The organism is Allobosea sp. BH3, assembly GCF_025499465.1.
Classification (GTDB): domain Bacteria; phylum Pseudomonadota; class Alphaproteobacteria; order Rhizobiales; family Beijerinckiaceae; genus Allobosea.
Window position 1 is genome coordinate 407,856 of the sequence record NZ_JAIMCA010000003.1, and the last position, 26,099, is coordinate 433,954.

General features: G+C 67.0%; 19 protein-coding genes and 1 tRNA gene. 9 read left to right on the forward strand and 11 right to left on the reverse strand.

All coding sequences use genetic code 11. The features are described 5' to 3' along the window. Positions 1–8: 8 nt before the first annotated feature. Genes BoBH3_RS10760 through BoBH3_RS10775 form a run of 4 tightly spaced genes read right to left on the reverse strand, consistent with a single transcriptional unit; the run spans position 9 to position 4,112 of the window. Positions 9–1,079, reverse strand: a complete 1,071-nt coding sequence (locus tag BoBH3_RS10760; protein ID WP_262330787.1) for a DNA polymerase III subunit delta' — start codon at positions 1,077–1,079, stop codon at positions 9–11. Beyond that, the gene (tmk, locus tag BoBH3_RS10765) at positions 1,079–1,729 is read right to left on the reverse strand and encodes a dTMP kinase (protein ID WP_262330788.1); all 651 of its coding nucleotides are present in this window, start codon (positions 1,727–1,729) and stop codon (positions 1,079–1,081) included. Before tmk ends, BoBH3_RS10760 begins: the two co-directional genes overlap by 1 nt. Then, positions 1,726–2,961, reverse strand: coding sequence for a D-alanyl-D-alanine carboxypeptidase family protein (locus BoBH3_RS10770; protein WP_410050580.1), 1,236 nt, complete (start codon positions 2,959–2,961; stop codon positions 1,726–1,728). The genes tmk and BoBH3_RS10770 overlap by 4 nt, the downstream gene beginning before the upstream one ends. Before the next feature lie 47 nt (positions 2,962–3,008). Next, positions 3,009–4,112 (reverse strand): septal ring lytic transglycosylase RlpA family protein, encoded by a 1,104-nt coding sequence (locus BoBH3_RS10775; protein WP_262330790.1) that lies wholly within the window; start codon positions 4,110–4,112, stop codon positions 3,009–3,011. Between the two features lie 454 nt (positions 4,113–4,566). On the opposite strand from BoBH3_RS10775, the gene BoBH3_RS10780 reads away from it, so the two are divergent. The 5 genes from BoBH3_RS10780 (at position 4,567) to pcaG (ending at position 8,473) form a co-directional block, all read left to right on the forward strand. After that, a tRNA-Ser gene (locus tag BoBH3_RS10780) sits at positions 4,567–4,656 on the forward strand. A gap of 290 nt (positions 4,657–4,946) precedes the next feature. Next, positions 4,947–6,116 carry an MBOAT family O-acyltransferase gene (locus BoBH3_RS10785; protein WP_262330791.1) on the forward strand — a complete coding sequence of 390 codons (1,170 nt, stop codon included), beginning with the start codon at positions 4,947–4,949 and terminating at the stop codon, positions 6,114–6,116. Positions 6,117–6,144: 28 nt separating this feature from the next. Further along, a complete protein-coding gene (locus tag BoBH3_RS10790) occupies positions 6,145–6,972 on the forward strand; it encodes a hypothetical protein (RefSeq protein WP_262330792.1) in 828 nt (275 codons plus the stop codon). A 96-nt stretch (positions 6,973–7,068) separates the two neighbouring features. After that, the gene (pcaH, locus tag BoBH3_RS10795; RefSeq protein ID WP_262330793.1) at positions 7,069–7,788 is read left to right on the forward strand and encodes a protocatechuate 3,4-dioxygenase subunit beta; all 720 of its coding nucleotides are present in this window, start codon (positions 7,069–7,071) and stop codon (positions 7,786–7,788) included. Next, complete coding sequence (gene pcaG, locus BoBH3_RS10800) at positions 7,772–8,473, forward strand: protocatechuate 3,4-dioxygenase subunit alpha (RefSeq protein ID WP_262330794.1); 702 nt, start codon at positions 7,772–7,774, stop codon at positions 8,471–8,473. The genes pcaH and pcaG overlap by 17 nt, the downstream gene beginning before the upstream one ends. 122 nt (positions 8,474–8,595) lie before the next feature. Here the strand turns inward: pcaG and mfd are convergent, their stop codons facing one another. After that, positions 8,596–12,147, reverse strand: a complete 3,552-nt coding sequence (gene mfd / locus BoBH3_RS10805) for a transcription-repair coupling factor (RefSeq protein WP_262330795.1) — start codon at positions 12,145–12,147, stop codon at positions 8,596–8,598. A gap of 182 nt (positions 12,148–12,329) precedes the next feature. Then, complete coding sequence (locus BoBH3_RS10810) at positions 12,330–12,626, reverse strand: FAD assembly factor SdhE (RefSeq protein ID WP_262330796.1); 297 nt, start codon at positions 12,624–12,626, stop codon at positions 12,330–12,332. Positions 12,627–12,797: 171 nt separating this feature from the next. Between BoBH3_RS10810 and recG the strand changes: the two genes are divergently transcribed. Beyond that, complete coding sequence (recG, locus tag BoBH3_RS10815) at positions 12,798–14,897, forward strand: ATP-dependent DNA helicase RecG (protein ID WP_316045095.1); 2,100 nt, start codon at positions 12,798–12,800, stop codon at positions 14,895–14,897. On the opposite strand, the gene BoBH3_RS10820 is transcribed toward recG, so the two are convergent. Continuing rightward, positions 14,875–15,618, reverse strand: a complete 744-nt coding sequence (locus BoBH3_RS10820; RefSeq protein ID WP_262330797.1) for a DUF502 domain-containing protein — start codon at positions 15,616–15,618, stop codon at positions 14,875–14,877. The genes recG and BoBH3_RS10820 overlap by 23 nt on opposite strands. Positions 15,619–15,842: 224 nt before the next feature. Here BoBH3_RS10820 and BoBH3_RS10825 point away from each other — a divergent pair, with 224 nt between their 5' ends. Further along, positions 15,843–16,229, forward strand: a complete 387-nt coding sequence (locus tag BoBH3_RS10825; protein ID WP_262330798.1) for a YbaN family protein — start codon at positions 15,843–15,845, stop codon at positions 16,227–16,229. Positions 16,230–16,338: 109 nt separating this feature from the next. Here BoBH3_RS10825 and glmS read toward each other — a convergent pair whose 3' ends face one another. After that, on the reverse strand, positions 16,339–18,165 hold the full coding sequence (glmS, locus tag BoBH3_RS10830; protein WP_262331181.1) for a glutamine--fructose-6-phosphate transaminase (isomerizing): 1,827 nt from the start codon (positions 18,163–18,165) through the stop codon (positions 16,339–16,341). A gap of 119 nt (positions 18,166–18,284) precedes the next feature. Further along, positions 18,285–19,652: a bifunctional UDP-N-acetylglucosamine diphosphorylase/glucosamine-1-phosphate N-acetyltransferase GlmU gene (gene glmU, locus BoBH3_RS10835; protein ID WP_262331182.1), complete on the reverse strand. Its 1,368-nt coding sequence runs from the start codon at positions 19,650–19,652 to the stop codon at positions 18,285–18,287. Between the two features lie 354 nt (positions 19,653–20,006). Here glmU and BoBH3_RS10840 point away from each other — a divergent pair, with 354 nt between their 5' ends. Together BoBH3_RS10840 and mdoH are read left to right on the forward strand one after the other, a co-directional pair. Next, positions 20,007–21,566, forward strand: coding sequence for an OpgD/OpgG family glucan biosynthesis protein (locus BoBH3_RS10840; protein WP_262330799.1), 1,560 nt, complete (start codon positions 20,007–20,009; stop codon positions 21,564–21,566). After that, on the forward strand, positions 21,542–23,731 hold the full coding sequence (gene mdoH, locus BoBH3_RS10845; RefSeq protein ID WP_262330800.1) for a glucans biosynthesis glucosyltransferase MdoH: 2,190 nt from the start codon (positions 21,542–21,544) through the stop codon (positions 23,729–23,731). Before BoBH3_RS10840 ends, mdoH begins: the two co-directional genes overlap by 25 nt. A 242-nt stretch (positions 23,732–23,973) precedes the next feature. Here mdoH and BoBH3_RS10850 read toward each other — a convergent pair whose 3' ends face one another. Continuing rightward, positions 23,974–24,855: a VOC family protein gene (locus BoBH3_RS10850; RefSeq protein WP_262330801.1), complete on the reverse strand. Its 882-nt coding sequence runs from the start codon at positions 24,853–24,855 to the stop codon at positions 23,974–23,976. A gap of 74 nt (positions 24,856–24,929) precedes the next feature. Then, a complete protein-coding gene (locus BoBH3_RS10855) occupies positions 24,930–26,099 on the reverse strand; it encodes a glutathionylspermidine synthase family protein (RefSeq protein WP_262330802.1) in 1,170 nt (389 codons plus the stop codon).

Sequence of the window (26,099 nt, forward strand, 5' to 3'; positions counted from 1 at the left end):
GCTTCGCTTCACGCTGCGCGCGAACGGGAAACCGCAGCCGACAGATCATGAAACATCGAGATCACGAGCGGGCGGCGGTCGAGATTATAGGTCTCTACCTCGCGCGCTGCCTGTCCCAGCTTTTCCCATACCTCTGCCAGCGGTGCAAGGCGCGCCGGCCGCGCGCCGGCGTGCGCATGAAGATGGTCGGAGAGCCAGCCCTGCACCGTCTCGATCATCACGGCGAAATCCCGCTCGCCCGCCTTGCCAGCGACATCCTCCGCCAGCGCCAGCAGCGCGGTGGTGTCGACCTGCGGCAAGGCGTCGAGCCGCGCCCGGACGGCCTCGACCAGCGCCAGCGTCTCGGGGTCGACATAGGTCAGAGCGCGCCGCACCGAGCCTTCCGCGAGCCTCGCAGCCCGCAGCAGCGCCGAATCGTCGAAAGGAGCCTCCATGCGCTCAAGCGCGATCCGGCCGGCTTCCACGACGCTCGCCTCCCTGAGGGGCTCGAAGGTGACGAGGCGGCAGCGCGAGCGGATCGTCGGCAGCATCCGGCCCGGAGCATGGGCGACGATCAGGAAAAGCGCCCGCGGTGGCGGCTCCTCCAGCAGCTTCAGCAGAGCATTCGCCGTTGGGCGGTCCATGTCCTCAGCCGAATCGACGATGCAGACGCGCCAGCCGCCTTCGGCTGCACTCGATCCGAAGCGGTCGATCAGCCGGCGCACCGCGTCGACCGGGATGTTGCTGGTATAGCCCTTGCCGTCCGGCTTCGCGATGCGGCGCAGCACATGAAGATCGGGATGGGACTGCGCCATGATGCGCCGCGTCGCGGGATCGGCCTCCGGCATGGCGAGGTCGGCCCGGCCGGTGGCGCGATCCTCCGGCCTGCCGCCGGCGAGCATGAAGCGGGCGGCGCGATAGGCGAAGCTCGCCTTGCCGATACCTTCCGGCCCGCCGAGCAGCCAGGCGTGGTGCATCCGGCCGGAGGTCAGCGCATCCAGGAAGGCGCGCTCCTGCGCTTCATGGCCGACGAGGCTCAGCGTCTCGCGCGGATGCGGCGCGATCGGCAGCCGGTCGGGTTCGTCACTGGTCTCTCGCATCACGGATCCGGATTGGTGGGCAAGCGCTCGCGCAGGATGCTCCAGGCAGCCTCCGCAAGCTCATCGGGAGGTAGCGTCGCATCGAGCACGGCGCAACGCCTCGGCTCCCGATCAGCGATGTCGAGATAGGCCTGCCGCAGCTTGCGGTGAAAGGCGAGCGTCTCGCCCTCGAAGCGGTCAATCGCTTCTCCTGGCCGGCGCCGCCGCGCGGCACGGGCGAGCCCGATCTCGGGGTCGAGGTCGAGGATGAGCGTCAGCTCCGGCATCAGCCCGGAGATGGTCACGGCCTCCAGCTCCGCCAGCAGCGCTGCATCGACCTTGCCCAGCACGCCCTGATAAACCCGCGTCGAATCGATGAAGCGGTCGCAGATCACCCACTGGCCGCGTTCGAGCGCCGGGCGGATCAGGCTGTCGATGTGGTCTATGCGGGCGGCGGAGAACATCAGCGCCTCGGCGAAGGCGCCATGGTCCTTCACCTGCCCTGAGAGGATCAGCTCGCGGATCGCCTCGGCCCTGGGCGAGCCGCCGGGTTCGCGCGTGGTCGTGACGGCGCGGCCGCTCTCGCTCAGCCTCGCCGCGAGCGCGCGCGCCAGCGTCGACTTGCCGGCCCCTTCTCCGCCTTCGAGCGTGATGAAACAGCCCCGGCTCACGTCGGCCCGCTTACGCTCCGGCTCAGCGCCTTGCGAACCCAACCGGTCGTCGCCTCGAAAAGCGCATCGAGCGCGCGGCTCTGCAGCGTCCCCTCCCGCACGGTCTCTGCCGCGTAGAGCGGGACGTCCAGCGTCTTGACGTCGCCACGCGTCACGACGAGCCGGGCCACCTCCGCCCCCTCCTGAACCGGGACGGCAAGCGGGCCACGATAGACGATGCGCGCAGCCAGCCGCTCCGAACTGCCACGCGGCAGGAGCAGGCTGATCGCGCCCCTGGCGCGCAGCCCGACGCGCCCCTTCTCGCCGCCATAGACGCTTGCCTCGCCGACGATCTCGCCGTCATTGAAGAGCTGGCGCCGCTCGAACGCCCGGAAGCCCCATTCCAGCAGCTTGCGGGCTTCGACCGCCCGGTCTCGTCCGCTCTTGAGCCCATTGACGACGATGATCAGGCGCTGGCCGTTCTGCACAGCGGACCCGACGAGCCCGAAACCCGATTCGTCGATATTGCCGGTCTTGAGCCCATCCGCGCCGATATCCATCGTCAGCAGCGGGTTGCGGTTCTGCTGCCGGATCTTGTTCCAGGTGAAGTCGCGCAGGCCGAAGATCTTGTAGAGTTCCGGATAGGTCTTGATGATGTGGTCGGAGAGCCGGGCGAGCTCGCGCGCCGTCACGCGCTGCTGCGGGTCCGCCATGCCGGTGGCGTTTCGGAAGACCGATTTCGTCAGGCCCAGCGCCCGCACCCGCTCCGTCATGACGCGGCCGAAGGTCGGTTCGTCCCCGGCAATGGCTTCCGCCAGGGCGATGGAGGCGTCGTTGCCGGATTGGACGATGACGCCATGGAGGATGTCGGACAGCCTGATCCGGCTGTTGAGCAACGCGAACATGGTCGATCCGCCGGAGGGTGCGCCGCCCTTGCGCCAGGCGTTCTCCGAGATGCTGATCTCGCTGTCGAGCGTCAGGCGGCCGGCCGCGATCTCCTCGAAGGCGACCAGGACGGTCGCGAGCTTGGCCATGCTCGCAGGAGCCATCAATTCGTCCGCCGCCTTCTCATAGAGGACGGCGCCGGTGTCCGAATCGAGCAGGATGGCGAAGGGCGCCTGCGACTGGAAGCTCTGGGCATGGCCGGAGGTGGCGAACGCCAAGATGCAGAGCGCCGGAAGCGCCCCGCCTGCCAGCCACCGAGCCAACGGTGGCGCCCCGAAAGACCGGAAGGAACGGGCAAAAGCGCTCATGCTTCGATGTGAAGCAGAGCGCCCTGCATCAGGTCAAGACGATTGCGTCAGTTCCGCGTCAGCGACTGCAGCTGCTGTGCGGTCATCCGGTTGAACGGATGCGTCGCGGCGAAGCGCTCGGTCGGCGCCTTTTCCGGCGCGGTGAAGAGGCTGGCCATGCTGGTCCGCGGCGGCGGCAGCGTCGTCACGCGAAGGCTCGCGGGAACCGCGACGGGCTTTCCGGCGTTAGCGATGGTGTCAAGGTCGAAGGGCCGGTTGGGCGGCAGCGGCGCGGCGCGGACCGGCGTACCGCCGAGCGGGACCGAATTGGTCGAGGCCAGGGTCGCAACGATCGGGGCGGACGGGCTGATCGTGCGGGTTTCCTGCGCGGCATAGGCCTGCGTGACCGGCACGCTCTGCCTCGCGACGGGCTCCAGTTCCTGTTCGACGACAGGCTGGATGTCGATGTTTCTCGTACGGGCTGACGCGACAGGCGCCGCGCTCGCGACCATCGTACGGGCGCTCATGCCCGGAATCGGGGCCGGCGAACCGTCGGTACGAAGAGTGGCGAGGAGAAGGTTGTCGTCCGAGCCGGCCAGCGAGGCCTGCCCGAGGTATTCCATCTTGATTCGCGCCGTCCCGAGATGGCGGAATGCCAATGCGTCGGCGGTCTTCTGCGACAGATCCATCATGCGGCCGCCATGGAAGGGGCCGCGATCGTTCACGCGCACGACGATGGAGCGGTTGTTCATCAGGTTGGTGACGCGCGCATAGGCCGGGAGCGGCATCGTGGGGTGCGCGGCGCTGATGCTGTTGCGGTCATAGACTTCGCCGTTGGCGGTCTTGCGACCGTGGAAGGCGACGCCGTACCATGAGGCCATGCCGACGGCGCTGAAGCCGACCGGCTTCTCGAACGGCGTATAGCGCTTGCCGGCGACGGAATAGGTCTTGCCGACGAGCTGGCGGCCGCCGCCCTTCGGGGCGTCCTCGTTTTCCCCGACCACGCGCTCGCTCGCCGGGCCATATTTCGACGACGGGAAAGCACCGATCTCCTTGGAGCGGCGGGAAACCTGGCTGTTGGAGCAATTGGCCACGAACAGCCCGACCAGCACCACGCAGCCGAATCGGAGGATGAAAGGAAGGGGCGAAGACGCCGATAGCGATCCGGTCATTTCGGAAGAGGTCTCCCCGGCCGAAAAGCGCGCGTCTCGTGTCATTCCGTCATTCCGCCTTCTGGCCACAAACGAACACACCGGCCAAGCCGCATCGGCGGCTGGCCGAAAGCTTTCGGCCAATTCCATTAAGGGGGCGTTAAACGGCGGGATCTTCGCAAAAACGCAACGTCGAAGCAGGCCGTCCCATGCCCTAGAGCGGGCATATGGGTGTTGGAAATGCGGCGACTGTCAACCCGAGGGACCCGATCCCGCCATTTTTCCACCGACCGTTGCCCTCCGGCCACGATCCTCTGAGGCCTTGGACATGAGCGGAATCCTCACACCCGGACGGCGATCGGCTGATCTTCACGAGCGCCGGTCATGAGGCGACCCCAGCTTCGAACGCGATCGACGTGCCGGCGCGATGTCGCCCTTGCAAATCCGCCCTGAGGGCTGCAATGAACGGCTCGCTGGAAGGGTGGCCGAGTGGTTTAAGGCAGCGGTCTTGAAAACCGCCGTGGGTGCAAGCCCACCGTGGGTTCGAATCCCACCCCTTCCGCCACGCTGCCGCACAGGGCCTGCGTCCTTGCTTCTGACGTATCTTCCTTTGGTTTCTCGTCCAACCGTCAGGCAGGGATGATATTCAGCAGCCTCTCCTTCGTCGTGTTCCTGGCGGTGGTCGTCCTCGTCTAATACCTCCCCTCTGCGCGGCGCTGGCAGGTTGAATGGCTCGTTCTCACGAGCCTGTTCTTTTATGCTTGGGAACAGCCGGCGCTGCTGTCGCTGCTGCTTGTATCCGCGACGATCACAAGCGCCGCGAGCTACGCCATCCTCAGAGGTTCCGAGCCGCGGTTGGCCGCCACGCTCGGGGTGGTGGCGAACCTCTCGATCCTCGCCTTCTTCAAATACAATCATCTGGTAGCGGCGAGCCTCGGCGCCCAGGTCGGCCAGATCGGGTCACTCGGCCAGGCGCTGCTGCTGCTCCCGCTGCCGGTCGGGATCAGCTTCTACACCTTCCACGGCATATCGCTCGTCGTCGACGCCTGGCGCGGCAAGGTTCCGAAGGCAGAGCCCTTCCGGCCGGCGCGGCATTATCGGAACACCCTGCTCTACATCATCTTCTTCCCGCAGCTCGTGGCGGGGCCGATCGTCAAGGCGGCGGATTTCATGCCGCAGATCGGCTGGAAGAAACTGGACGATGTCGATTGGCGCACGGTCTTCCACCACACTGTCGTCGGCTATTTCCTTAAAGTGGTGATCGCCGACAATCTGGCGCAGCAGACTACCTTCATCGCCTGCCCGGCCTGCCAGAACCTCTCCAGCATCGACCTGGCGACCTTGCTCGTCGGCTATTCGGTCCAGATCTTTGCCGATTTCTGCGGTTATTCCAGCATCGCGATCGGCATCGCCGCCCTGCTCGGTTATCGCTTGCCGATCAACTTCAACCGCCCCTACATCGCCTCCAGCATCGCCGACTTCTGGCGCCGCTGGCATATCTCGCTGTCGAGCTTCCTGCGCGAGTATCTCTATATCCCGCTCGGCGGGAACCGGCGCGGCCCGGTCAGGACCTATGCCAACCTGATCGTCGTCATGGGGCTCGGTGGGCTCTGGCACGGTGCCGAATGGAGCTACGCCGTCTGGGGCCTCTGGCACGGGGTCGGGCTCGCGGTCGAACGGGCCTGCGGCGGCAGCGAACCGACGAGCAGATCTTTCCTCCTGCGCGCCTTCCGGATCGCCGGCGTCTTCGTCTTCGTCACGCTCGGCTGGTTGCTGTTCAAGCTGCCGGACTTCAGCGATGCGCTTCAGTACCTCTCGGCCATGGCGACGAACACGCATATCAGGCCGAGCCTGCTGCGCTGCCTCGTCATCGCGGCCTATGCCCTGCCCGTCTTCGCCTATCACCTGCTTCCGTCGCAGCGGTTCGGAACCGTGCAGCGGCAGATGGCCGTGGAAGGTCTGCTGCTGGGCGCCATCATCCTGAACAGCGGCAGCTCCAATGCCTTCATTTATTTCCAATTTTAGGATCGTCCTCGGCTGGGCCGCCGCGGCTGTGGCGGTCTATGCCGCCGCGATCGAGATCAGTCGGCCGCGGATCACGCTCTATCCGGATCAGCAGGCCTACAATCTCGCCCGAGCGGAACGGGCCCTGCTGGCCGAGGGGCACCCCTCGACCGTGCTCGTCGGCAGTTCGCTCGGTGTGCGGATACCGGATGACTGGCTGCCGGAGAACTGGCTCAACCTGTCGCTCGGCGGCATGGGGCCGACGACAGGGCTGGCGCTGATCGAGGCGGGCGGCTTGCGACCTCGCCGGGTCGTCGTCGAGATCAACACCGTGGACGTGCGGCTGGACGGCAACCTTCAGGCCGAGGCGTCCGGGCCGATTCCCCTCGCGCTGCGCAAGGCGGTCCGCGGGCTGCGCATCGAAAATCGACCGATCAACCTCCTGCTCTCCGGATTCGGGGCGCTTCGGCCGGGAAGCCATCAGTCTCCGGGCCCGGGAGGCCTGAAAGCCGCTTGCGAAGCCCTGCCCCGAACGCCCGACGCCATCGCGGCTGATGTGGTGGCGCGTGAAGTAGAGCGGCAAATCCAAGCACCGGTGCCCGCTGAGCTGGACCGCCGCGTATCCGAGCTCAAGGTGGCGGTCGAGAAACTTTCCGGACGCGGGGCGGAGGTCGTCCTGCTCGAATGGCCGGTCGATCCCCTCGTCGCCGCCGCGCCGCGCCAGGTCGCGATCCGCGCCGCCGTGCGGGCTGCCCTGCCGGGGCTGAGATGGTTGTCCCCCGCCGCTGGTGAGCTCCAGACTGAAGACGGGCTGCACCTCGCCCCTCTCAGCGCCCGCCAGGTCGCCTGCGCACTTGAGCTGGAGCTTTCGGCCTGAGGAAGCGCTTGGCCAAGGCGAGACCCTTGAACTTGTCCAAGAAAGCAGTCACCAAACCACTGGTTCTCGCCGGCACCTGACAAAGGGGCTTTCTCGATGAGTGGTCTCATTCTCCCCTATACGTCCCCGGATGCGGGGCAGCCCTCCTCGCTGCATCCGGACTATCGCTCGACAGTGCTACGCAGCCCGCGACAGGCCCCGCTCGTGATCCCGCAGACGCTGACGGAGGTGACCGGGCCGAGCGACTGGGCCCGGCTGATGGGCCCCGCGATGCAGGACCTCACCACGCAGCACAAGGGCGCGCCGCAGGGCCAGCGCATCGTCGTCACCGGCCGGGTGCTCGACGAGGATGGCAGGCCTGTGCCGAACACCGTCGTCGAGATCTGGCAGGCCAATGCGGCGGGCCGCTATATCCACGCCAAGGACGACTGGCCGGCGCCGCTCGACCCTAATTTTACCGGCGTCGGCCGTGTGATCACCGACGCCGAAGGCCGCTATCGCTATGTCACGATCCGGCCCGGCGCATATCCCTGGGGCAACCATAAGAACGCCTGGCGCCCCGCCCATATCCATCTCTCGCTGCTGGGGCCGGCCTTCGCGACGCGGCTGGTCACGCAGATGTATTTCCCCGACGATCCGCTGATCGAGATCGACCCGATCGCCAACGCCGTGCCGATGCCGTATCGCCAGCGCATGGTTTCGCGCTTCGACATCGGCACAACCGTGCCGAACTGGGCGCTGGGCTATGTCTTCGACATCGTGCTCAAGGGCCGCGACCAGACGCCGTTCGAGGACGACCATGACGACGACCACTGATCTGGAAAGCCGCAACGCTGCCCCGCGGCAGGACAGCCAGGATCCGTCGATCTTCGGCCAGACGCCCTGGCAGACGGTCGGGCCTTATTTCCATTACGGCTTGCCCTGGAAGGGCGGGGCCGATCTCGTCAGCCGCTCGGATATGGGCGCCCGGCCCGATCTGATGCCGCCGGAGCACTTCCTGCTCTCGGAATCGAACCTCTCCGGCACGCCGCAGGGCGAAGTCATCGAGATCGCCGGCTCCGTCCTTGATGCCGATGGCCAGCCGATCAACGACGCCATGATCGAGATCTGGCAGGCCAATGACGCCGGCCGCTATGCCAGCCTTGACGACACCCGCGAGGACGTGCCGCTCGACGAGCACTTCATCGGCTTCGGCCGCGGTTCGACCGACAAGGGCGGCGTGTTCCGCTTCCGCACGGTCCGGCCTGGCCGCGTGCCGGGCCCCGGCAACACGCTCCAAGCGCCGCATATCGCGCTCTCGGTCTTCGGACGCGGGCTCCTGAAGCGCCTGGCGACTCGGCTCTATTTCGCCGATGGCGAGGGCAACGAGACCGACCCGATCCTGAATCTCGTGCCGGAATCGCGCCGCCACACCCTGATCGCCCAGCGCAAGCCGGACGGGACATGGTGGCTCGACATCAATATCGCCGGCGAGAACGAGACGGCCTTTTTCGACCTGTAGGGAAGCGAAACGCGCACGAAACCACAGAGGCCATCCCGGGCGACCGATCGGCGCGGCTTTGCCGCTTGTCCGGGATGATACGCGAGGGGCGCCCTTCACGTCGAAGACGAAAGAGGCTCCGCTCAGGCCGCCTTCTTCCTTTCAGCGATGCGCGCGAGATCGGTGAGCAGTCGCCGGGTCGCCTTGAGGCGCTGCTCGACATTGTCGAAATCGTCGATGAAGACGACACGCATGTCTGGACGCACCTTCGCCAGCGTCCCGATCTTGGCGACGTAAGAAACCAACCCTTCCGGATTGGCGAATTCATTGTTGCGGAAGGCGACGATGATGCCCTTTGGCCCAGCCTCGACCTTCTCGACATTGGCGCGCTTGCAGAGCGCCTTGATCGCGACGATCTCCAGCAGCTGATTGACCTCCTCCGGCAGCGCGCCGAAGCGGTCGACCAGCTCGGCGCCAAAGGACTGCAACTCGGCATCGTCATCCATGGTCGAGAGGCGCTTGTAGAGAGAGAGGCGAAGCGAGAGGTCGCCGACATAATGCTCGGGGATCGTGACCGGCGCGCCGATCTGGATCGCCGGCGACCACTGCGTCTCGGTCTCGAACTCGATGCCGGCCTTGAGGGCCGCGACAGCCTCCTCCAGCATCTGCTGATACAGTTCGTAGCCGACCTCCTTGATATGGCCGGACTGCTCGTCGCCGAGCAGGTTGCCGGCGCCGCGGATGTCGAGATCGTGGCTGGCGAGCTGGAAGCCCGCGCCCAGCGTATCGAGCGATTGCAGAACCTTTAGCCGTCTATCAGCCTGCTCGGTCAGCTTGCGGTTCGCCGGAACGGTGAAGAGAGCGTAGGCGCGGATCTTCGACCGGCCGACGCGGCCGCGCAGCTGGTAGAGCTGGGCGAGGCCGAACATGTCGGCGCGGTGAACGATCAGGGTGTTGGCCGTCGGGATATCGAGGCCGGATTCGACGATCGTGGTCGAGAGCAGGACGTCATACTGGCCCTCGTAGAAGGCCGTCATCACGTCCTCCAGCGTGCCCGCCGCCATCTGGCCATGGGCGATGCCGACCTTGCACTCCGGCACCTGCTTGTCGAGGAAGTCCTTGACGTCGGCGATGTCCTCGATGCGCGGCACCACGTAAAAGGACCGCCCACCCCGGTAGCGCTCGCGCAGCAGTGCCTCACGCACGATCAGCGGATCGAAGGGCGTGACGAAGGTGCGCACGGCCAGGCGGTCGACCGGCGGTGTCGCGATGATCGAGAGCTCGCGCACGCCTGTCATGGCGAGTTGCAGCGTGCGCGGGATCGGCGTCGCCGAAAGGGTGAGCATATGCACCTCGGCACGCAGCTCCTTCAGCTTCTCCTTATGGGCGACGCCGAAATGCTGCTCCTCGTCGACGATGACGAGGCCGAGATCCTTGAAATCGACGCCCTTGCCGAGCAGCGCATGGGTGCCGACGACAATATCCATCGTGCCGTCCTTGGCGCCCTGCTTCACCGCCTTGAGATCGGCGCTGCCGACGAAGCGAGAAGCCTGCCCGACATGAACTGGCAAGCCGGCAAAGCGATCAACGAAGTTCCGATAGTGCTGGCGGGCGAGCAGTGTCGTCGGTACCACGACGGCGACCTGCTTGCCATTCAGCGCGGTGGCGAAGGCCGCGCGCAGCGCGACTTCCGTCTTGCCGAATCCGACATCGCCGCAGACGAGCCGGTCCATCGGCCGGCCGGCGGCGAGATCGTCCAGTACCGCATCGATGGTGTTTTGCTGGTCTTCCGTCTCCTCGTACGGGAAGCGGGCGACGAACTCGTCATAGACTCCCTCGGGTGGGACGAGGCGCGGAGCATCCTTGAGCGCGCGCGCGGCAGCGATCTGGATGAGCTTGCCTGCCATCTCGCGGATGCGCTGCTTGAGCTTGGCCTTGCGGGCCTGCCAGCCACCGCCGCCGAGCCTGTCGAGCTGGACCTCGGTGTCCTCGGAGCCATAGCGCGAGAGCAGCTCGATGTTTTCCACCGGCAGAAACAGCTTGGCATCGCCGGCGTAATGGATCTCGAGGCAATCATGCGGCGCGCCTGCGGCCGTGATCGACTTCAAGCCAATAAAGCGGCCGATGCCGTGGTCGACGTGGACGACGAGGTCCCCCACCGCGAGCGAGGACAGCTCGGCAATGAAATCCTGCGGGCGTCGCGTCTTGCGGCGCGGCCGCACGAGCCTGTCGCCGAGGATGTCCTGTTCGCCGACGACCGCGAGCTTGCCGGCCTCGAAACCGGTCTCGAAGCCCCAGACCGCGAGCGCGACCGTACCGGGCTTGAGATCGAACGCGGCCCGCAGCGAGCCCGTCATCTGGACGCTCTTCAGGCCGTGGTCTTCGAGCACATGGGCGAGGCGCTCGCGCGAGCCTTCGGACCAGGCGGCCAGGATGACGCGCTTGCCCTCGGCTTCGAGCGCGCGGACATGGGCGACGGCGGCCTCGAAGACGCTGCCGGAATCGCCGGCTCGCTCGGCCGCGAAGCTGCGGCCCTGCTTGCCGCCGAGATCGAGGATCAGCTTACCTTCGCTATCGGGCAACTGGAACGGCGTGAGAGCCGCCACGCCCGCGGCATCGATCACCGCGCGCCACTCGGCCGGCGAGAGATAAAGCGCGTCCGGGAGCAACGGCTTGTAGGGGATGCCCCCTGCTGCGCCCTGCTGGTCGAGCGCGGATTTGCGGGCGTCGTAGTAATCCTTGATCAGGCTGATGCGCTCGCCCACCGCATCCTCGGCCTGATGGTCGAGCACCAGAGGCACGTCGGGCAGGTAGGTGAAGAGCGTATCGAGCTTTTCCGCCAGCAGGGGCAGCCAGTGCTCCAGCCCGGCCGGGCGGCGGCCTTCGCTGACGGCCTCGTAGAGCGTGTCGTCGCGGCCGGGTGTCCCGAAGGTCGCGATATAGGACTGGCGGAAGCGGCGAATGCTCTCGCTCGTCATCTGCGCCTCGGACATCGGCACGAGATCGAGCCCGCGCATTTGCCCGGTGGTCCGCTGCGTCTCCGGATCGAAGGTCCGGATGGATTCGAGCGTGTCGCCGAAGAAATCGAGTCGGATCGGCGCCGGCATGCCGGGCGGGAAGAGATCGACGATGCCGCCGCGCACGGCGAACTCGCCGGTCTCGCGCACGGTCGAAGTGCGTAGATAGCCATTGATATCGAGCCAGCGCGCCAGCTCCTCGATATCGACCATGTTGCCCGGCGCCGCCGAGAAGCTCTCTGAAGCGACCTTGCCGAAGGCCGGCACGCGCTGGAGCGCGGCGTTGACGGTGGTGAGCAGCAGGCGCGGCCTGTCGCCGGATTTCGTCTTGGCGAGGCGCGAAAGCGTCGTCATCCGGTGGGCGACGATGGAAGGAGCGGGCGAAACACGGTCGTAAGGCTGGCAGTCCCAGGCCGGAAAGCTCATCACCTCGATATCGGGCGCGACGAACTGCAGCGCGTTCTCCAGAACCTGCAGGCGCTGGCCGTCCCGGGCGATGAAGACCAGCATCGCTGAGCCCTCGGCCTTCTTGGCGCGGGCGCGCGTCAGATCGGCGAGGACGACGGCGTCGAACCCGTCCGGCACGCCGGCGAGGGTCGGCTTGTCGCCGCGATTGAGCGCATCGAGCAGGCGGTCGAGCTGGAGCTTTGCGATCTGGGAGGGAGGCGGGATGCTCATCGGGACGCTTCAGTTCTGACTATCTCTCGTCATTCCGAGGCGCGCCGCAGGCGCGAACCCGGAACCCACGACTGGTTCAAACATGTTGTGCCCGATTATGGGCAGCTCACCCGGTCGTGGGTTCCGGGTTCTTCGCTGCGCGAAGCCCCGGAATGACGATAAGGGGAGCGGGCCGGCGTTACTCACACATGAATCGGCTTGTCGTGCCGGTGAAACGCCTTCAGCCGCCGGTATAGTTCCGTGTCGTAGTTCTCCGGCACGGCGGCCTCACCGGTCACCCAGCTCAGCAGATCCCGGTCGAGCACCTCGATCAGGCGCTCGAACTCATCCAGCTCGGCCTCGCTGAAACCGGCGATCGCGTCGTCGGCGAAGCGGCCCATGATCAGGTCCATCTCGCGCATGCCGCGATGCCAGGCGCGGAAGAGGATCTTGCAACGGCGCGGATCGAGATCGGCGCTGGAGCGGGTCGAGCCGGACATGACAACCTCGGGCAAGAAGATTTCGGGTGAAATGCTAGGGGACGGCGCAATGACAATGGGGCCGGCCCCGTCGCGGAGCCCGCCTCTGCGGGTTATATAGCGACCCAAGCCAGCGGAGTCAGCGGCCACGCGGCTGCGATTTCCGCACTCCTGACATTTCCGCGAGACGCCTTGCGCCCCTCGATCCTCGACCCGCTGTTCGCCGCCGTAACGACGCTTTCCGGCGTCGGGCCGAAGCTCGGCAAGGTGCTGGATCGCTTTCTCGGCAGCGAGACGCAGGCAGCGCGCGTCGTCGACCTGATGTTCCATCTGCCGACCGGCGCGGTCGACCGGCGGCCGAGCCCCTCCATCGCGGATGCGCCGATCGGCGATGTCGCGACCTTCGCGGCCCGCGTGACAGAGCACCGCCCAGCCCCGGCCGGCAAGAAGGCGCCCTATCGCATCCTCGTCGAGGACGAGACGGGCGACGTCACGCTCGTCTTCTTCCATGCCGATTCCCGGCATCTGGCGCAGAGCCTGCCGATCGGCGCCTATCGGATCATCTCCGGCAAGCTCGAACTCTGGGAGGGCATGCGCCAGATGGTGCATCCCGAGCGCATCCTCGATCCCAAGCTCGCCGATACGTTGCCCGCCTTCGAGCCGGTCTATCCGCTGACGGAAGGCGCCGGCCCGCGCGTGATGATGCGGATCGCGCAGGCGGCTGCCGAGCGCTGCCCGGACATGCCGGAATGGCAGGACCCGGCCTTCCTCGCCAAGAGCGACTTCCCCTCCTTCCACGCGGCGGTCGAGGCTCTGCATCACCCGGTCGACCGCAAGGCCGCCGAGGGCGACACCGTCGCGCGCCGGCGCATCGGCTATGACGAACTGCTCGCGAGCCAGATCGCGCTCGCTTTGGTGCGCCGCCAGCAGAAGAAAATCGCCGGCCGCGCGACCAGCGGCGATGGCGGCCTGCGCTACCGCATCCAGTCCGCCCTGCCCTTCGAGCTGACCGACGGCCAGCGCAAGGCCATCGCCGATATCCATTCCGACATGGCCAAGCCCGAGAAGATGCTACGCCTCCTCCAGGGCGATGTCGGTTCGGGCAAGACCGTGGTGGCGTTGATGGCGATGGCTGCTTCGGCCGAAGCCGGCCGGCAATCGGTGCTGATGGCGCCGACCGAGATCCTTGCCCGCCAGCATGCCGAGAGGCTCGGGCCACTGGCCGAGAAGGCCGGCCTGAAGCTCGCCTTGCTGACCGGACGCGAGAAGGGCGCCGGTCGCAGGCAGGTGCTGGAGGGGCTGGCGAATGGCAGCATCGACATTGCGGTCGGCACCCATGCCCTGTTTCAGGAGGGCGTCACCTTCCACGACCTCGCGCTCGCCGTGGTCGACGAGCAGCACCGTTTCGGCGTGCACCAGCGCCTGCTGTTGGGCTCCAAGGGCGAAGCGGTCGATGTGCTGGTCATGACGGCGACGCCGATCCCGCGCACACTCTCGCTGACCTGGTTCGGCGACATGGATATCTCGATCCTCTCCGAGAAGCCGGCGGGCCGGAAGCCGATCGTCACCCGCGCCGTCTCCTCCGAGCGCCATGACGAGGTCGTCGGCGCCATCGGCCGGGCTGTCGAGAGCGGCGCCCAGGCCTATTGGGTCTGCCCGCTCGTGCAGGAATCCGATACGCTCGACGTCGCCGCCGCGCAGGAGCGCTACGAGGCGCTGCGCGAGATCTTCGGCGACAAGGTCGGGCTGCTGCACGGCCAGATGCCGGGCCGCGAGAAGGACGCCGCCATGGCGGCTTTCGTCGCCGGGCAAACGCGCGTCCTCGTCTCGACCACGGTGATCGAGGTCGGCGTCGACGTGCCCAATGCCAGCGTGATGGTGATCGAGCATGCCGAGCGCTTCGGCCTCGCCCAGCTCCATCAGCTGCGCGGGCGGATCGGGCGCGGCTCGGCCGCCTCGACCTGCCTGCTGCTCTACAAGGGTCCGCTCGGCCCCATTGCGGAAGCACGCCTGACCATCATGCGCGAGACGGAGGACGGATTCCGAATCGCGGAGGAAGACCTGCGGCTGCGAGGCGAAGGCGAGGTGCTCGGCACAAAGCAGTCCGGTTCGCCCGACTGGCGCATCGCCCGGCCAGACATCGACGGCGACCTGCTGGCCGCGGCGCGTGACGACGCGCGCCTCCTCATCGAGCGCGATCCGCATCTGGAAACGCCGCGCGGCCAGGCGATCCGCGTGCTGCTCTACCTCTTCGAGCGCGACGTCGCGATCAGGCTGCTGCGGGCGGGCTAGCCGCGCCTTCCGATGGCGGCAGGCTGCTTCCCGCCTTCGGCTTCGGCCCGGCCTCCCCCGGCTGGATCAGCCCGGCCGACATGATGAGCTTGGCGCCGTCCTCGATCGAGATCGACAATTCCACGACCTCGCGGCGCGGCAGGTAGAAGAAGAAGCCCGTCGTCGGGTTCGGCGTGCAAGGCAGGAAGACGCCGATCTGCTCGTCCCCATCCGGCAGGCGGCCGGCGATCTCCGGCGCGGCCTCCTGCGCGATGAAGACGATCGACCACATGCCCGGCTGCGGAAACTGCACCATGCCGACCTTCCGGAAGGAGGTGCCCGTCTGGGAGAAGATCGTCTCGAAGACCTGCTTCACGCTCTTGTAGAGTCCGCGGATCACCGGCATGCGATGCAGGATCGCCTCGCCGGCATTGAGCAGCGAGCGGCCCACGAGGTTCGCCGTCAGGAAGCCCAGCAGCGTCAGCCCGACCAGAGCGATGATCAGACCGAAGCCCGGCACCGGATAAGGCAGGTACGAATCGGGCAGGTAGGAGGCCGGGATCAACGGCTTCACCAACCCATCGATGAAGTTGATGAACCACCAGGTCACCGAAGCCGTGATCGCGAGGGGGGCGGCGATGACGAGACCGGTCAGGAAATAGCGCCGCAGCCGCGTGCCGAGCGTGGTGTGAGTAAGCTCTGGCGGCAGGACGAGGCGGGGATCGGGTGGGCCGGCAGTCATCCTCTGATCCCCATCGGGCGCGACTTTGAGTCGGCTTGCAGGCGCAGCATCGTGCCGCGATATGACAATAAGCGAGGCGCCGGCATCTGCCAGCCCCTAGCATCGGACCGAAAAGTGGAACCCACTTTTCGGAAGAATCCGATGCGATAACGATCTGGTAGATCATCGTTATCGCGTCCGATAGGACGCGCGATGATCTACGCCCAGCAAGCAAGGACGAGGCCGTGAGCGAGGACGATCAGCCGCGACGCCGTTGGCCGCGGCCGCTTCTGTTTGCGGTCGGCTGGATTTTCACGGCGCTCGGCGTCGCAGGGCTCATCCTGCCGCTGATGCCCGGTACGATCTTCCTGATCGCAGCGGCCTGGTGCTTCTCGCGGTCCTCGCCGCGCTTCGAGGCCTGGCTGGTCGGCCACCCCCGGCTCGGACCCCATGTCCTGCGCTGGCGCGAGACGGGCTCCATCGCCCGGCGCGCGAAATATCTCGCCTGCGGCTCGATGGTGCTGAGCTTCGTCCTGCTCACCCGGACATCGGCGCCGCCGGTGGCATTGGTCGTGACGGCGATCTGCCTGCTCGGCTCGGCGGCATACGTGGCGAGCCGGCCCGAGGCCTGACACCGCGCGTCATGCTCGGGTTTGCCCCGAGCATCTCCTGACGAGGAGACGCTGGCGCCTCCTCCGGGCTGAGATTCTCGGGGCAAGCCCGGAGAATGACGGCAAACGGTCACTCCACCGTGACGGATTTCGCCAGGTTGCGCGGCTGGTCGACGTCCTTGCCCATGAAAACCGCCGTCTGGTAGGCGATCATCTGGATCGGCAGCGCGTAGACGATGGGCGCGAAGGTCGGGTCCATGTCCGGCATGATGATCGTCGTCTCGGGCTCGATGCCGCATTCGGCGGCGCCCCTGGCGTCCGTGATCAGGATGATGCGACCGCCGCGCGCCGCGACCTCCTGCATGTTCGAGGCGGTCTTTTCGAAGAGCGCGTCGTGCGGGGCCACGACGATCACGGGCATCGCCTCGTCGATCAGCGCGATCGGGCCGTGCTTCAACTCGCCCGCCGGATAACCTTCCGCGTGGATGTAGCTGATTTCCTTGAGCTTCAGCGCGCCTTCGAGCGCCAGTGGGAAGCTGGTGCCGCGGCCGAGATAGAGCACGTCGCGGGCCTTCGAGAGCTCGCGGGAGAGCTTCTCGATCTCCGGCTCCATCTCCAGCGCCTTGGCGATCAGGCCGGGCAGCGCGATCAGGCTCTGGACATGCTGCGCCTCCTGCTCAGCCGAGAGCGTGCCGCGGCCGCGAGCGGCGGCGAGCGCGAGGCAGGCGAGCGCGGTGAGCTGGCAGGTGAAGGCCTTGGTCGAGGCGACGCCGATTTCCGGGCCTGCGAGCGTCGGCGCCACGGCATCGCTCTCGCGGGCGATGGTCGAGGTCGGGACGTTCACGACGGAGAGGACCGTCTGCTTCTCCTGCCGGGCATAGCGCAGGCTCGCCAGCGTGTCGGCCGTCTCGCCGGACTGGGAGACAAAGAGCGCCAGCCCGTTCTCCGGCAGCGGCGCCTCGCGATAGCGGAACTCCGAGGCGACATCGATCTCGACCGGCAGGCGGGCGAGCTTCTCGAACCAGTATTTCGCGGTGAGCCCGGCATAATAGGCCGTGCCGCAGGCCGAGACGGAAAGCCGCGAGAGGCCCTTCCAGTCCACCTTGTCCTGGAACGGCAGGCGCACCGAGCCGTTCGCCATGTCGAGATACTGCGTCAGCGTGTGGCCGACGACCTCCGGCTGCTCGTAGATTTCCTTGGCCATGAAGTGGCGGTGGTTGCCCTTCTCGACCAGGAAGGCGCCGGCGGCGACGCGCTGGGCGCGGCGCTCGACCTGCCGGTTGTGGCGGTCGTAGAAGGTCGCGCCCCGGCGGTGGAGGACGACCCAGTCCCCTTCCTCCAGATAGGCGATGAGATTGGTGAAAGGCGCCAGAGCCAGCGCGTCGGAGCCGAGATACATCTCGCCATCGCCAACGCCGACCGCCAAGGGCGAGCCACGGCGGGCGCCGATCAGCAGGTCTTCCTCGCCCTGGAACAGGAAGGCGAGCGCAAAGGCGCCCCTGAGACGCGGCAGGCTCGCGGCCACCGCCTCGACCGGCGTCTTGCCGCGGTCGATCTCGCGGGTGACGAGATGGGCAACGATCTCGGTGTCGGTCTCGGTCGCGAAGACATAGCCATCGGCCTGAAGCTCGGCGCGCAGCTCGCGGAAATTCTCGATGATGCCGTTATGGACGACGGCGAGCTTGTCCGTCGCGTGCGGGTGGGCGTTGGTCTCGTTGGGCTTGCCATGGGTCGCCCAGCGGGTATGGCCGATGCCGATCAGCCCTTGCAGCGGCTCGTTCGAGAGGCGGACCTCGAGGTTCTTGAGCTTTCCCTCGGCCCGGCGGCGCGTCAGCTGGCCTGCTTCCAGCGTCGCGACGCCGGCGGAATCGTAACCGCGATACTCAAGCCGGCGCAGCGCCTCGACGACCTGCGTCGCGACCGCTTCCTTGCCCAGAATCCCGACGATGCCGCACATGGGCGAACCTCTCATGACGTTGCGTTGCCAAAGCGCATAGCCGCGAAGTGCGCCGAAGCCCAATCACTCTAGATGACGAACTGTGAACGGGGGATGGCCCGATCTGCGGAAATTCCGGGTTATTCGGCGGCTTTCTTGGCCGCTTTCCGGGCTGCGGCGGCCTCCCGGAAGGTCTTCGCCCAGCCAGGCTTGTCGACCTGCCGCCCACGGCCGACGGCAAACGCATCCGGCGCTACGTCGCTGGTGATGACGGAGCCCGAACCAACATAGGCGCCGGCGCCGATCGTGAGGGGCGCGACAAGCGAGGAGTTGGAGCCGACGAAGGCGCCTTCGCCGATGGTGGTCTTCGACTTGGAGAAGCCGTCATAGTTGCAGGTGATGGTGCCGGCGCCGATATTCGCCGCCGCCCCGACGCTGGCGTCGCCGATATAGGTCAGGTGGTTGATCTTGGCGCCGGGGCCGATCTCGGCCGCCTTCACCTCGACGAAATTGCCGACCTTGGCCTTCTCGGCCAGCACGGTGCCCGGGCGCAGCCGGCCGTAGGGACCGACGCTGGCGCCCGCACCGACCTTCGCGCCTTCCAGATGCGAGAAGGCGTGGATCACAGCCTCGTCAGCGACGCTGACGCCGGGGCCGAAGATGACATTCGGCTCGATCACGACATCGCGGCCGATCTGAGTGTCATGGCTAAAGAAGACCGTCTCGGGCGCGATCAGCGTGGCGCCTTCGAGCATGACGGCGTGGCGCTTGCGCCGCTGGAACTCGGCCTCGGCGGCGGCGAGCTGGGCACGGTCGTTGACGCCCTGGACCTCGCTCTCGGGCGCCGTCAGCACGACGGCGTCGAGGCCGCGGGCACGGGCGATGGCGACCGCGTCGGTTAGATAGAACTCGCACTGGGCATTTTCGCAGCCGATGGCCTCGAGGATGGTGAGCGCGTGCTCGCCGGCGAGCGCCATCAGCCCGGCATTGCAAAGCCGGATTTCGCGTTGCTCGGGCGTTGCGTCCTTGTGCTCGACGATGGCCTCGAGCTTGCCGCCCTGCTCGACGAGCCGGCCATAGCCGGTCGGATCGCGCGCCTCGAAGCCGAGCACGGCGACGGCAGCCCCGCCGGCGAGCGCGCCGCGCAGGGCCGTGAACGTTTCCGGCTGGACGAGCGGCGTATCGGCGAAGGCGATCAGGACGTCTTCATGGCCGGCGGCGAGCGCCTCACGCGCGGCGAGCGCCGCATGGGCGGTGCCGCGGCGCTCGTGCTGGGTAGCGATGCGCGCCGCGGGCAGAAGCTTCAGCGCCTCCGTTCCGACTTCGGGCCGCTCGGAAGAGATCACGACGGCGACGGCATCCGCCCCCGCCTCTGCGACCGCGGACAAGGCATGGCCGAGCAGGGACCGGCCCGCGACCTGATGAAGCACCTTCGGGCGCCGCGATTTCATGCGGGTGCCCTCTCCCGCGGCCAGGACGATCGCGAGGCAGGAGCGCTCCGGCTGCATTTCGGTCATGTTTCTCATTTCCCTTGCAGGCCACGACGGGCGGCCGCGGCGGCCGGGCCCATGATGGGACGTCTCGCCAGCCTGTCGTGGTCGAATTTGCGCATGCTGGCGTTGCAGGCGCCGTGGATAGCCGATCCTGAGGGCATTTGCCAAAGTCCGGCCGGATCAAAGGGGAATCGTCCGATGACGCACTCAGCTTCCATACCCTCCTGAGGCTGTTCAGGACCCGTTCAGGGGCGTCCCGCTTCCTGATGGGAAATGCCACTATTTTCCTGAATGGAAACGCTTTTCAGCCGCGCTGGAAATGCTAGAAGCGCGAAGGGCGAGGGCGTCGCCCGAGCAGTTTTGGATAAGATGTCGACACCGTTGAATCGCAGGCAGTTTCTGGAAGGCGCCGCCGGTGGCGCGGCCTTGCTGTCCCTTGCCGGCTCGGCTTCGGCCCAGGCCCCGACCGGCGCAGCAGCCTTCAATATCCCCTCCCTTCTCGACGGCCAGCGCTTCGACCCGGCCCTGGTGGTGGATGCCGCCCGGATGCTGGCGCAGCGCCCGCTGGTGCCGCTCGCCGCGACCGACCTGCCGGAAGGCTATGCGACGATGCCGGCAGACCAGTATGCCGGCATCCGGGCTCAGCCCGGCGCGACGGTCTGGGCCGGCGAAAATCGCGGCTTTACGGTCGAGCCGCTGCATCGCGGCTATGTCTTCTCCAATCCCGTGAGCCTGTTCACGATCGAGGACGGCACGGTGCGCCGCATCGCCTTCGATCGGGCGCGGTTCGACTATGGCCGCGTCACGCCGCCTGCCGCGAATGCGGACCTGCAGTTCTCCGGCATGCGCATCGCGGCCGGGCTGGAGCGGCCCTTCGAGGTCGCGGTCTTCCAGGGCGGCACCTTCTTCCGGGCGCTGGCCCGGGGCCAGAACTTCGGCGCCATGTCGCGCGCGCTCATCCTGCGCCCCGGCGAGACGCGCGGCGAAGAGCTGCCTTTCTTCCGCGCCTTCTGGATCGAGCGGCCGAGCCCCGCGGTGGGCTCGCTCGTGATCCACGGCCTGCTCGATTCGGAAAGCGTCAGCGGCGCGGTGCGGATGACGCTGCGCCCCGGCGACGTGACCTTCATCGATGTCGAAATGACGCTCTTCGCCCGCCAGGCGCTGGAGCATGTCGGCTTCGGCTGCACGAGCGCCACCTTCCTCTCAGGCCCGCAGAGCCGCCGCACCTTCGATGATGTCCGGCCCTCGATCGGCGAGGTCTCGGGCGTGCAGATGTGGTCGGGCGGCGGCGAGTGGATCTACCGGCCGGTCAACAACCCGGCGACGCTGCAGGTGTCCTCCTTCGTCGACGAGAACCCCAAGGGCTTCGGCCTCGTCCAGCGCGAGCGTGACCCGGCCGCGTTCCAGGACGACGACCAGCGCTTCGAGCTGAGGCCCAGCGTCTGGAACGAGCCGCTCGGGGACTGGGCGACGGGGTCTGTCCAGCTCATCGAGATTCCAAGCGACTCGGAGCCCAACAAGAACATCATCATGTACTGGCGGCCGCGGCAGCCGCTCGCCGCCGGCAGCGAGACTTCGGTGAGCTATCGCCAGGCCTGGTGCTGGCAGCCGCCGGAGCGCCCGCCGCTCGCGATCGCCAGCCGCACGCGGCAGGGCAAGGGCTCGCAAGGCCGCCGCCGGCGCTTCGTCGTCGACTTCACCGGGGATCGGCTGGCGGACGCGGCCCTCATCGCTTCGACCCGTCCCATGATCACGGCCCAGCCTGGCGCGGTGCACGGCGTCCGGCTCTGGCCCTATCCGGAGCGCAAGCTGATGCGCGTCGGATTCGAGGTCGATCCCGGCACGGATTCGCTCTCCGAGCTCAGGCTCGTCCTGCAGTCGGGCGGGCAGCCCGTCTCGGAAACATGGTTGAACCGATGGACGTGGTGACCGCCATCCGCCCGGACCCGGCTGACGCGGAGCAGCATGGCTACGGCCCCGCCCGCGAGCCGGCGACGCCGCCAGAAGAGCGGCTGGTCATGCCGGTACAGTCCTTCCGGAGCTGGAAGGCCTCCGAGCGGCGCAAGCCCATCGGCCGCTGGGCCACGCCGTGGCTGATGCGCCTCTTCGTCTTCGGTGGCGGACTGGCGCTGACGGCCTATGGCGCCTGGGAGATGTACAGCGTCGTGTCGGTCAGCCGCACGACCTCGCTGCAGTACGCCCTGCTCGTGCTGTTCACGATCAACTTTTCCTGGATCGCTCTCGCCTTCACCAGCGCGGTGCTCGGCTTCTTCGGCGTGCTCTTCGGCGCCGGCAAGGCTGAGCGGCCGGAAAGCCTGAAGCATCGCACCGTCGTGGTGATGCCGATTTACAACGAATCCTCGGCGCGAATCTTCGCGGCCGTCGCAGCAATCCGGGAATCGGTCGACGCCACCGGGCTCGGCGAGCATTTCGACTATTTCATCGTCTCGGACACCACCAATCCGGACGTCTGGGTGTCTGAAGAGCGGGCCTTCCTGGCATTGCGCGAGCGGCTGGGGCCGAATGCGCGCATCTACTATCGCCATCGCCCGAAGAACCACCACCGCAAGGCCGGCAACATCGCCGACTTCGTGACGCGCTGGGGCGGGCTCTACGAGCATATGGTCGTGTTGGACGCCGACAGCCTGATGACGGGCGACTGCATCGTGCGCCTCACCGCGGCGATGGAGGCCGATCCCGATGCGGGCATCATCCAGTCGCTGCCGCTGATCATCAACCGCAACACCTTCTTCGCCCGGCTGCAGCAGTTCGCAGCGCGAGTCTACGGCCCCGTCATCGCGACCGGGCTCGCCATGTGGTCCGGCCGCGACGGCAATTACTGGGGCCACAACGCCATCATCCGGGTGAAGGCCTTCGCCGACCATTGCGGCCTGCCCGACCTGAAGGGCAAGCCGCCGTTCGGGGGCCATGTTCTCAGCCACGATTTCGTCGAGGCGGCGCTGATGCGCCGGGCCGGCTGGTCGGTCTACATGCTGCCGAAGCTGACGGGCTCCTACGAGGAAAGCCCGCCCTCGCTGATCGACATCTCGGTGCGCGACCGACGCTGGTGCCAGGGCAATCTGCAACATTCGCGCATCATGGGCGCGAAGGGTTTCGTGCTGGCGACGCGCCAGCACTTCGCCACCGGCATCATGGGCTATCTCGCCTCGCCCCTCTGGCTGCTGCAGCTCGTGGTCGGCATCCTGATCGTGCTGCAGGTCAACTACGCGCGCCCCGAATATTTCACCCAGGAGTTCACGCTCTTCCCGGTCTGGCCGCGCTTCGACCCCGAGCGCGCCTTGAACCTCTTCGCGCTGACGATGGCGATCCTGCTGGCGCCGAAGCTGTTCGGCCTGCTGCTGACGCTCTTTAACTCCAAGCTCCGGCGCGCCGGAGGCGGAGCGCTGCGCCTGATCGTCTCCTCGCTGATCGAGGTGCTGTTCTCGGCCTTCTTCGCGCCGATCATGATGCTGATCCAGTCCGGCTCGGTGTTCCAGATCCTGCTCGGGCGCGACACCGGCTGGAACCCGCAGCGACGCGACGACGGCTCGATTCCGATGAAGGACATCGTGCGCCGGCATCGCACCCATACCGTGCTCGGCCTGATCACCGGCATCTCGGCCTTCATGATCGCGACCTCGCTCTTCGCCTGGATGTCTCCGACGATCGTCGGCCTCGTGCTGGCCATCCCGCTGTCCTGGGCTTCCGGCCAGCTCGCCATCGGGCTCTGGCTGAAGCGGCATGGCCTGCTGATGACGCCGGAGGAAGGCGCCCCGCCGACGATCGCGCTGCGTGCCAATGAATTGCAGGACGAATTCGAGAAGGCCGGCTACGACGATGCCGACGGCCTCAGGGCGCTGCATGCCGAGCCGGAGCTGCGCCACGCCCATGAGCTGATGCTGCCACAGGTGCAGTCGCGCCGGCGCGGCGAGATCGAGCCGGATCGCGCCGTGGCGCAGGCCAAGCTGGTCGATGCCGAGACGATCGAGGATGCGGCGATCTGGCTGAAGCCGAAGGAGCGCATGGTCGTCCTGCACGACCGCGCCCTGATCGGCCTGCTCGCCGCCCTGCCCCCGGCGAAGGCGGAAGCGTAGCGTCTAAGACTTGACGGAGCCTCGCCGTCATTCCGGGGCTTTGCGAAGCAAAGCTCCGGATCCATGAACCAGTAGTTTTGCGTCATGGTCGGGCTTGTCCCGACCATCCACGTCTTCGCTGGTCGAGTGTCGTGTTCAAGACGTGGATGCTCGCCACAAGGGCGAGCATGACGGCTGGCGGAACGTCATGTTCATCGCTTCCGGGTTCAGGGCTTAATCCTGCCCCGGGATGACGGTGCCGCTCAGACCTGCTCGAAGGCGATCATGCAGCCGAAGGCGGCCTCGGCCGGGACGAACAGGCGCGCCTCGCCGGTCTGGAACGGAATCTCGGCCTCGGTCAGCCGCTCAGCCACCGCGTCCAGATCCGGCACCGAGACGCAGAAGCCGAGGAAGCGGGCCGGCGTCGTGTCCGGCTCGACGTGATAGGCGCCCTGCGCCGCCTCGGGGTCGAGCACGTCGATGCGGCCGCGCGGCAGTGCAAGCACATAATCCTCGTTGCCCTCCAGCACCTCCGCCCCGCCTGAGAAGGCCGTGAGGAAGGCGCGATGCGCCGCCGGATCCTCGGCGAGCATCACCACCGAACTCAGCGCGGTCGCGCCGTTGGCATGGCGCTGGAATTCTGGATTCCAGAAATTCTGCGGCTCGAGCTGCTGGCAGACGAAGAAGCCGCATTCCGGCGCGCGCGAATCCGCGGCAAAGGCGAGTTCGAAGGCGACCCGCACCTCGCTGCCGTCAGGCCGAGAGGCCCGGCGCTCGAAGAAGAAAGGATTGTAGTCGCCAATTCCGGCTGCCTTGAAGGCTGCGGCGTCGGCCTTCGCGTCTGTGCTTTCCAGCACGACCATCGACAGCCCTTCGCCCTGACCTGCAAGCGCATCGCGGACGAAGGCGCCGAAGGAGAAGCTGCGCTCCGCATGGGGCGGGATCGCCGCCTCCTCGGTCACGGCGATCAGCTCGAGGAACGAGCCGGGGAACTGGACGATCCGATTTTCGGTGCCCCAGGGATGGCGATTGCGCGCGCCGACGCGGAAGCCGAGCTTTTCATAGAACAGGCCGGCGCTGTGGAGGTCGCGGACACCGATGACGAGATGGTCGAGGCCGCGGGGCGATGGCGCTGGGACGGGCATGACAGGCTCTTTCGACAGGCATATCGGAGCTTGAAGCTAGCAAGACTTCACGGCGCGGTCATGTCGGAGGCTGCTCAGGGCTCGATATAATGCGGCAGGAAGCGCGAGGTGTTCTTGGTGATCGGCGAGGCATCCTCGCGCAGGCATAAGCCACAGGCCTGCGAGGCGACGAGCCAGGAGCCGAGCACGGCATATTTGCCATCCTCCGAGAACAGATTCAGCGCCGCGTCCTGCAGCACATGGCCCTCGGCGCCATAGGGGCCGTCATCGCTGTCCAAGACCCTGCCGCGCTCGATCAACGTCACATTGGCGCCTTCGCGCGAGTAAAGCGGCTTGCGGACATGCCGGGGCGACAGCGTAGCGCAGCGCGGATCGCCCTCGAAGAAGGCCGGGAGCAGGTTGGGATGGCCGGGCTCCATCTCCCAGAGGCAGGCGAGCAGCCCCTTGTTGGAGAGAAGCGCTTTCCAGGGCGGCTCGATGAACTGGCAGCCGGAGCCGGCCAGCGCCTTGCCGTAGCTCTCGCGGAACATCCATTCCCAGGGATAGAGCTTGAACAGCGTCTCGATCGGCTGGTTGGCGCCGTCGCAGAAGCGGCCATCCGAAAGCAGGCCGAGTTCCTCGATATAGGTGAAGCGGGCGTCGAGCCCGGCCTGCACGGCACAATCCGTCAAATAGTCGACCGTGCCCTTGTCTTCGGCGCTGCCCTCGACGCAGGTCAGGTGCAGCCGGTAAGGCGACGGCTCGCGCAGGGCCTTGAAGGCCGCGATCAGCCGCTCGTGCAGGGAGTTGAACTGGTCGCTTCCACGCGGGATGACGCCGCGCGCCATCGCCTGCTCGAGCCAGTCCCACTGGACGGCGCTCGATTCGAAGAGCGCTGTCGGCGTATCGGCATTGTATTCGAGGAGCTTTGCGGGCCCACGCCCATCATAGGCGAGGTCGAGCCGGCCGTAGAGGTTGCGCTCGCCGCGCTGCCAGCTTGCGCGGATATAGTCCCAATGCTCTGCCGGAATGGCGAGCTTCGTCAGGGTCTGCTCGCTTCCGAGCGCCTTCTCGATGAAGGCGAAGCAGAGTTGTTCGATCGCTTCCGAGGGCGCCTCGATGTCGCGCTCGATCTCCTCCAGCGTGAAGGCGAAGGCGGCGCTCTCGTCCCAATAGGTCTCGCCGTCGATGGTATGGAAGGCGAATCCCAACCGCTCGACCTGCTGGGTCCAGTCCGGGCGGGGCGGCAGCGCGATGCGGCGCAT

Excerpts from the sequence above, each read along its gene's own strand:
- BoBH3_RS10850 (WP_262330801.1), bottom strand. The coding sequence starts at position 24,855 with ATGCCCGTCCCAGCGCCATCGCCCCGCGGCCTCGACCATCTCGTCATC.
- mdoH (WP_262330800.1), top strand. The coding sequence starts at position 21,542 with ATGGTTGAACCGATGGACGTGGTGACCGCCATCCGCCCGGACCCGGCT.
- BoBH3_RS10775 (WP_262330790.1), bottom strand. The coding sequence starts at position 4,112 with ATGACCGGATCGCTATCGGCGTCTTCGCCCCTTCCTTTCATCCTCCGA.
- BoBH3_RS10810 (WP_262330796.1), bottom strand. The coding sequence starts at position 12,626 with ATGTCCGGCTCGACCCGCTCCAGCGCCGATCTCGATCCGCGCCGTTGC.
- BoBH3_RS10760 (WP_262330787.1), bottom strand. The coding sequence starts at position 1,079 with ATGCGAGAGACCAGTGACGAACCCGACCGGCTGCCGATCGCGCCGCAT.
- BoBH3_RS10770 (WP_410050580.1), bottom strand. The coding sequence starts at position 2,961 with ATGAGCGCTTTTGCCCGTTCCTTCCGGTCTTTCGGGGCGCCACCGTTG.
- pcaG (WP_262330794.1), top strand. The coding sequence starts at position 7,772 with ATGACGACGACCACTGATCTGGAAAGCCGCAACGCTGCCCCGCGGCAG.
- BoBH3_RS10820 (WP_262330797.1), bottom strand. The coding sequence starts at position 15,618 with ATGACTGCCGGCCCACCCGATCCCCGCCTCGTCCTGCCGCCAGAGCTT.
- BoBH3_RS10855 (WP_262330802.1), bottom strand. The coding sequence starts at position 26,099 with ATGCGCCGCATCGCGCTGCCGCCCCGCCCGGACTGGACCCAGCAGGTC.
- glmS (WP_262331181.1), bottom strand. The coding sequence starts at position 18,165 with ATGTGCGGCATCGTCGGGATTCTGGGCAAGGAAGCGGTCGCGACGCAG.
- glmU (WP_262331182.1), bottom strand. The coding sequence starts at position 19,652 with ATGCAGCCGGAGCGCTCCTGCCTCGCGATCGTCCTGGCCGCGGGAGAG.
- BoBH3_RS10840 (WP_262330799.1), top strand. The coding sequence starts at position 20,007 with ATGTCGACACCGTTGAATCGCAGGCAGTTTCTGGAAGGCGCCGCCGGT.
- mfd (WP_262330795.1), bottom strand. The coding sequence starts at position 12,147 with ATGAGCATCCCGCCTCCCTCCCAGATCGCAAAGCTCCAGCTCGACCGC.
- pcaH (WP_262330793.1), top strand. The coding sequence starts at position 7,069 with ATGAGTGGTCTCATTCTCCCCTATACGTCCCCGGATGCGGGGCAGCCC.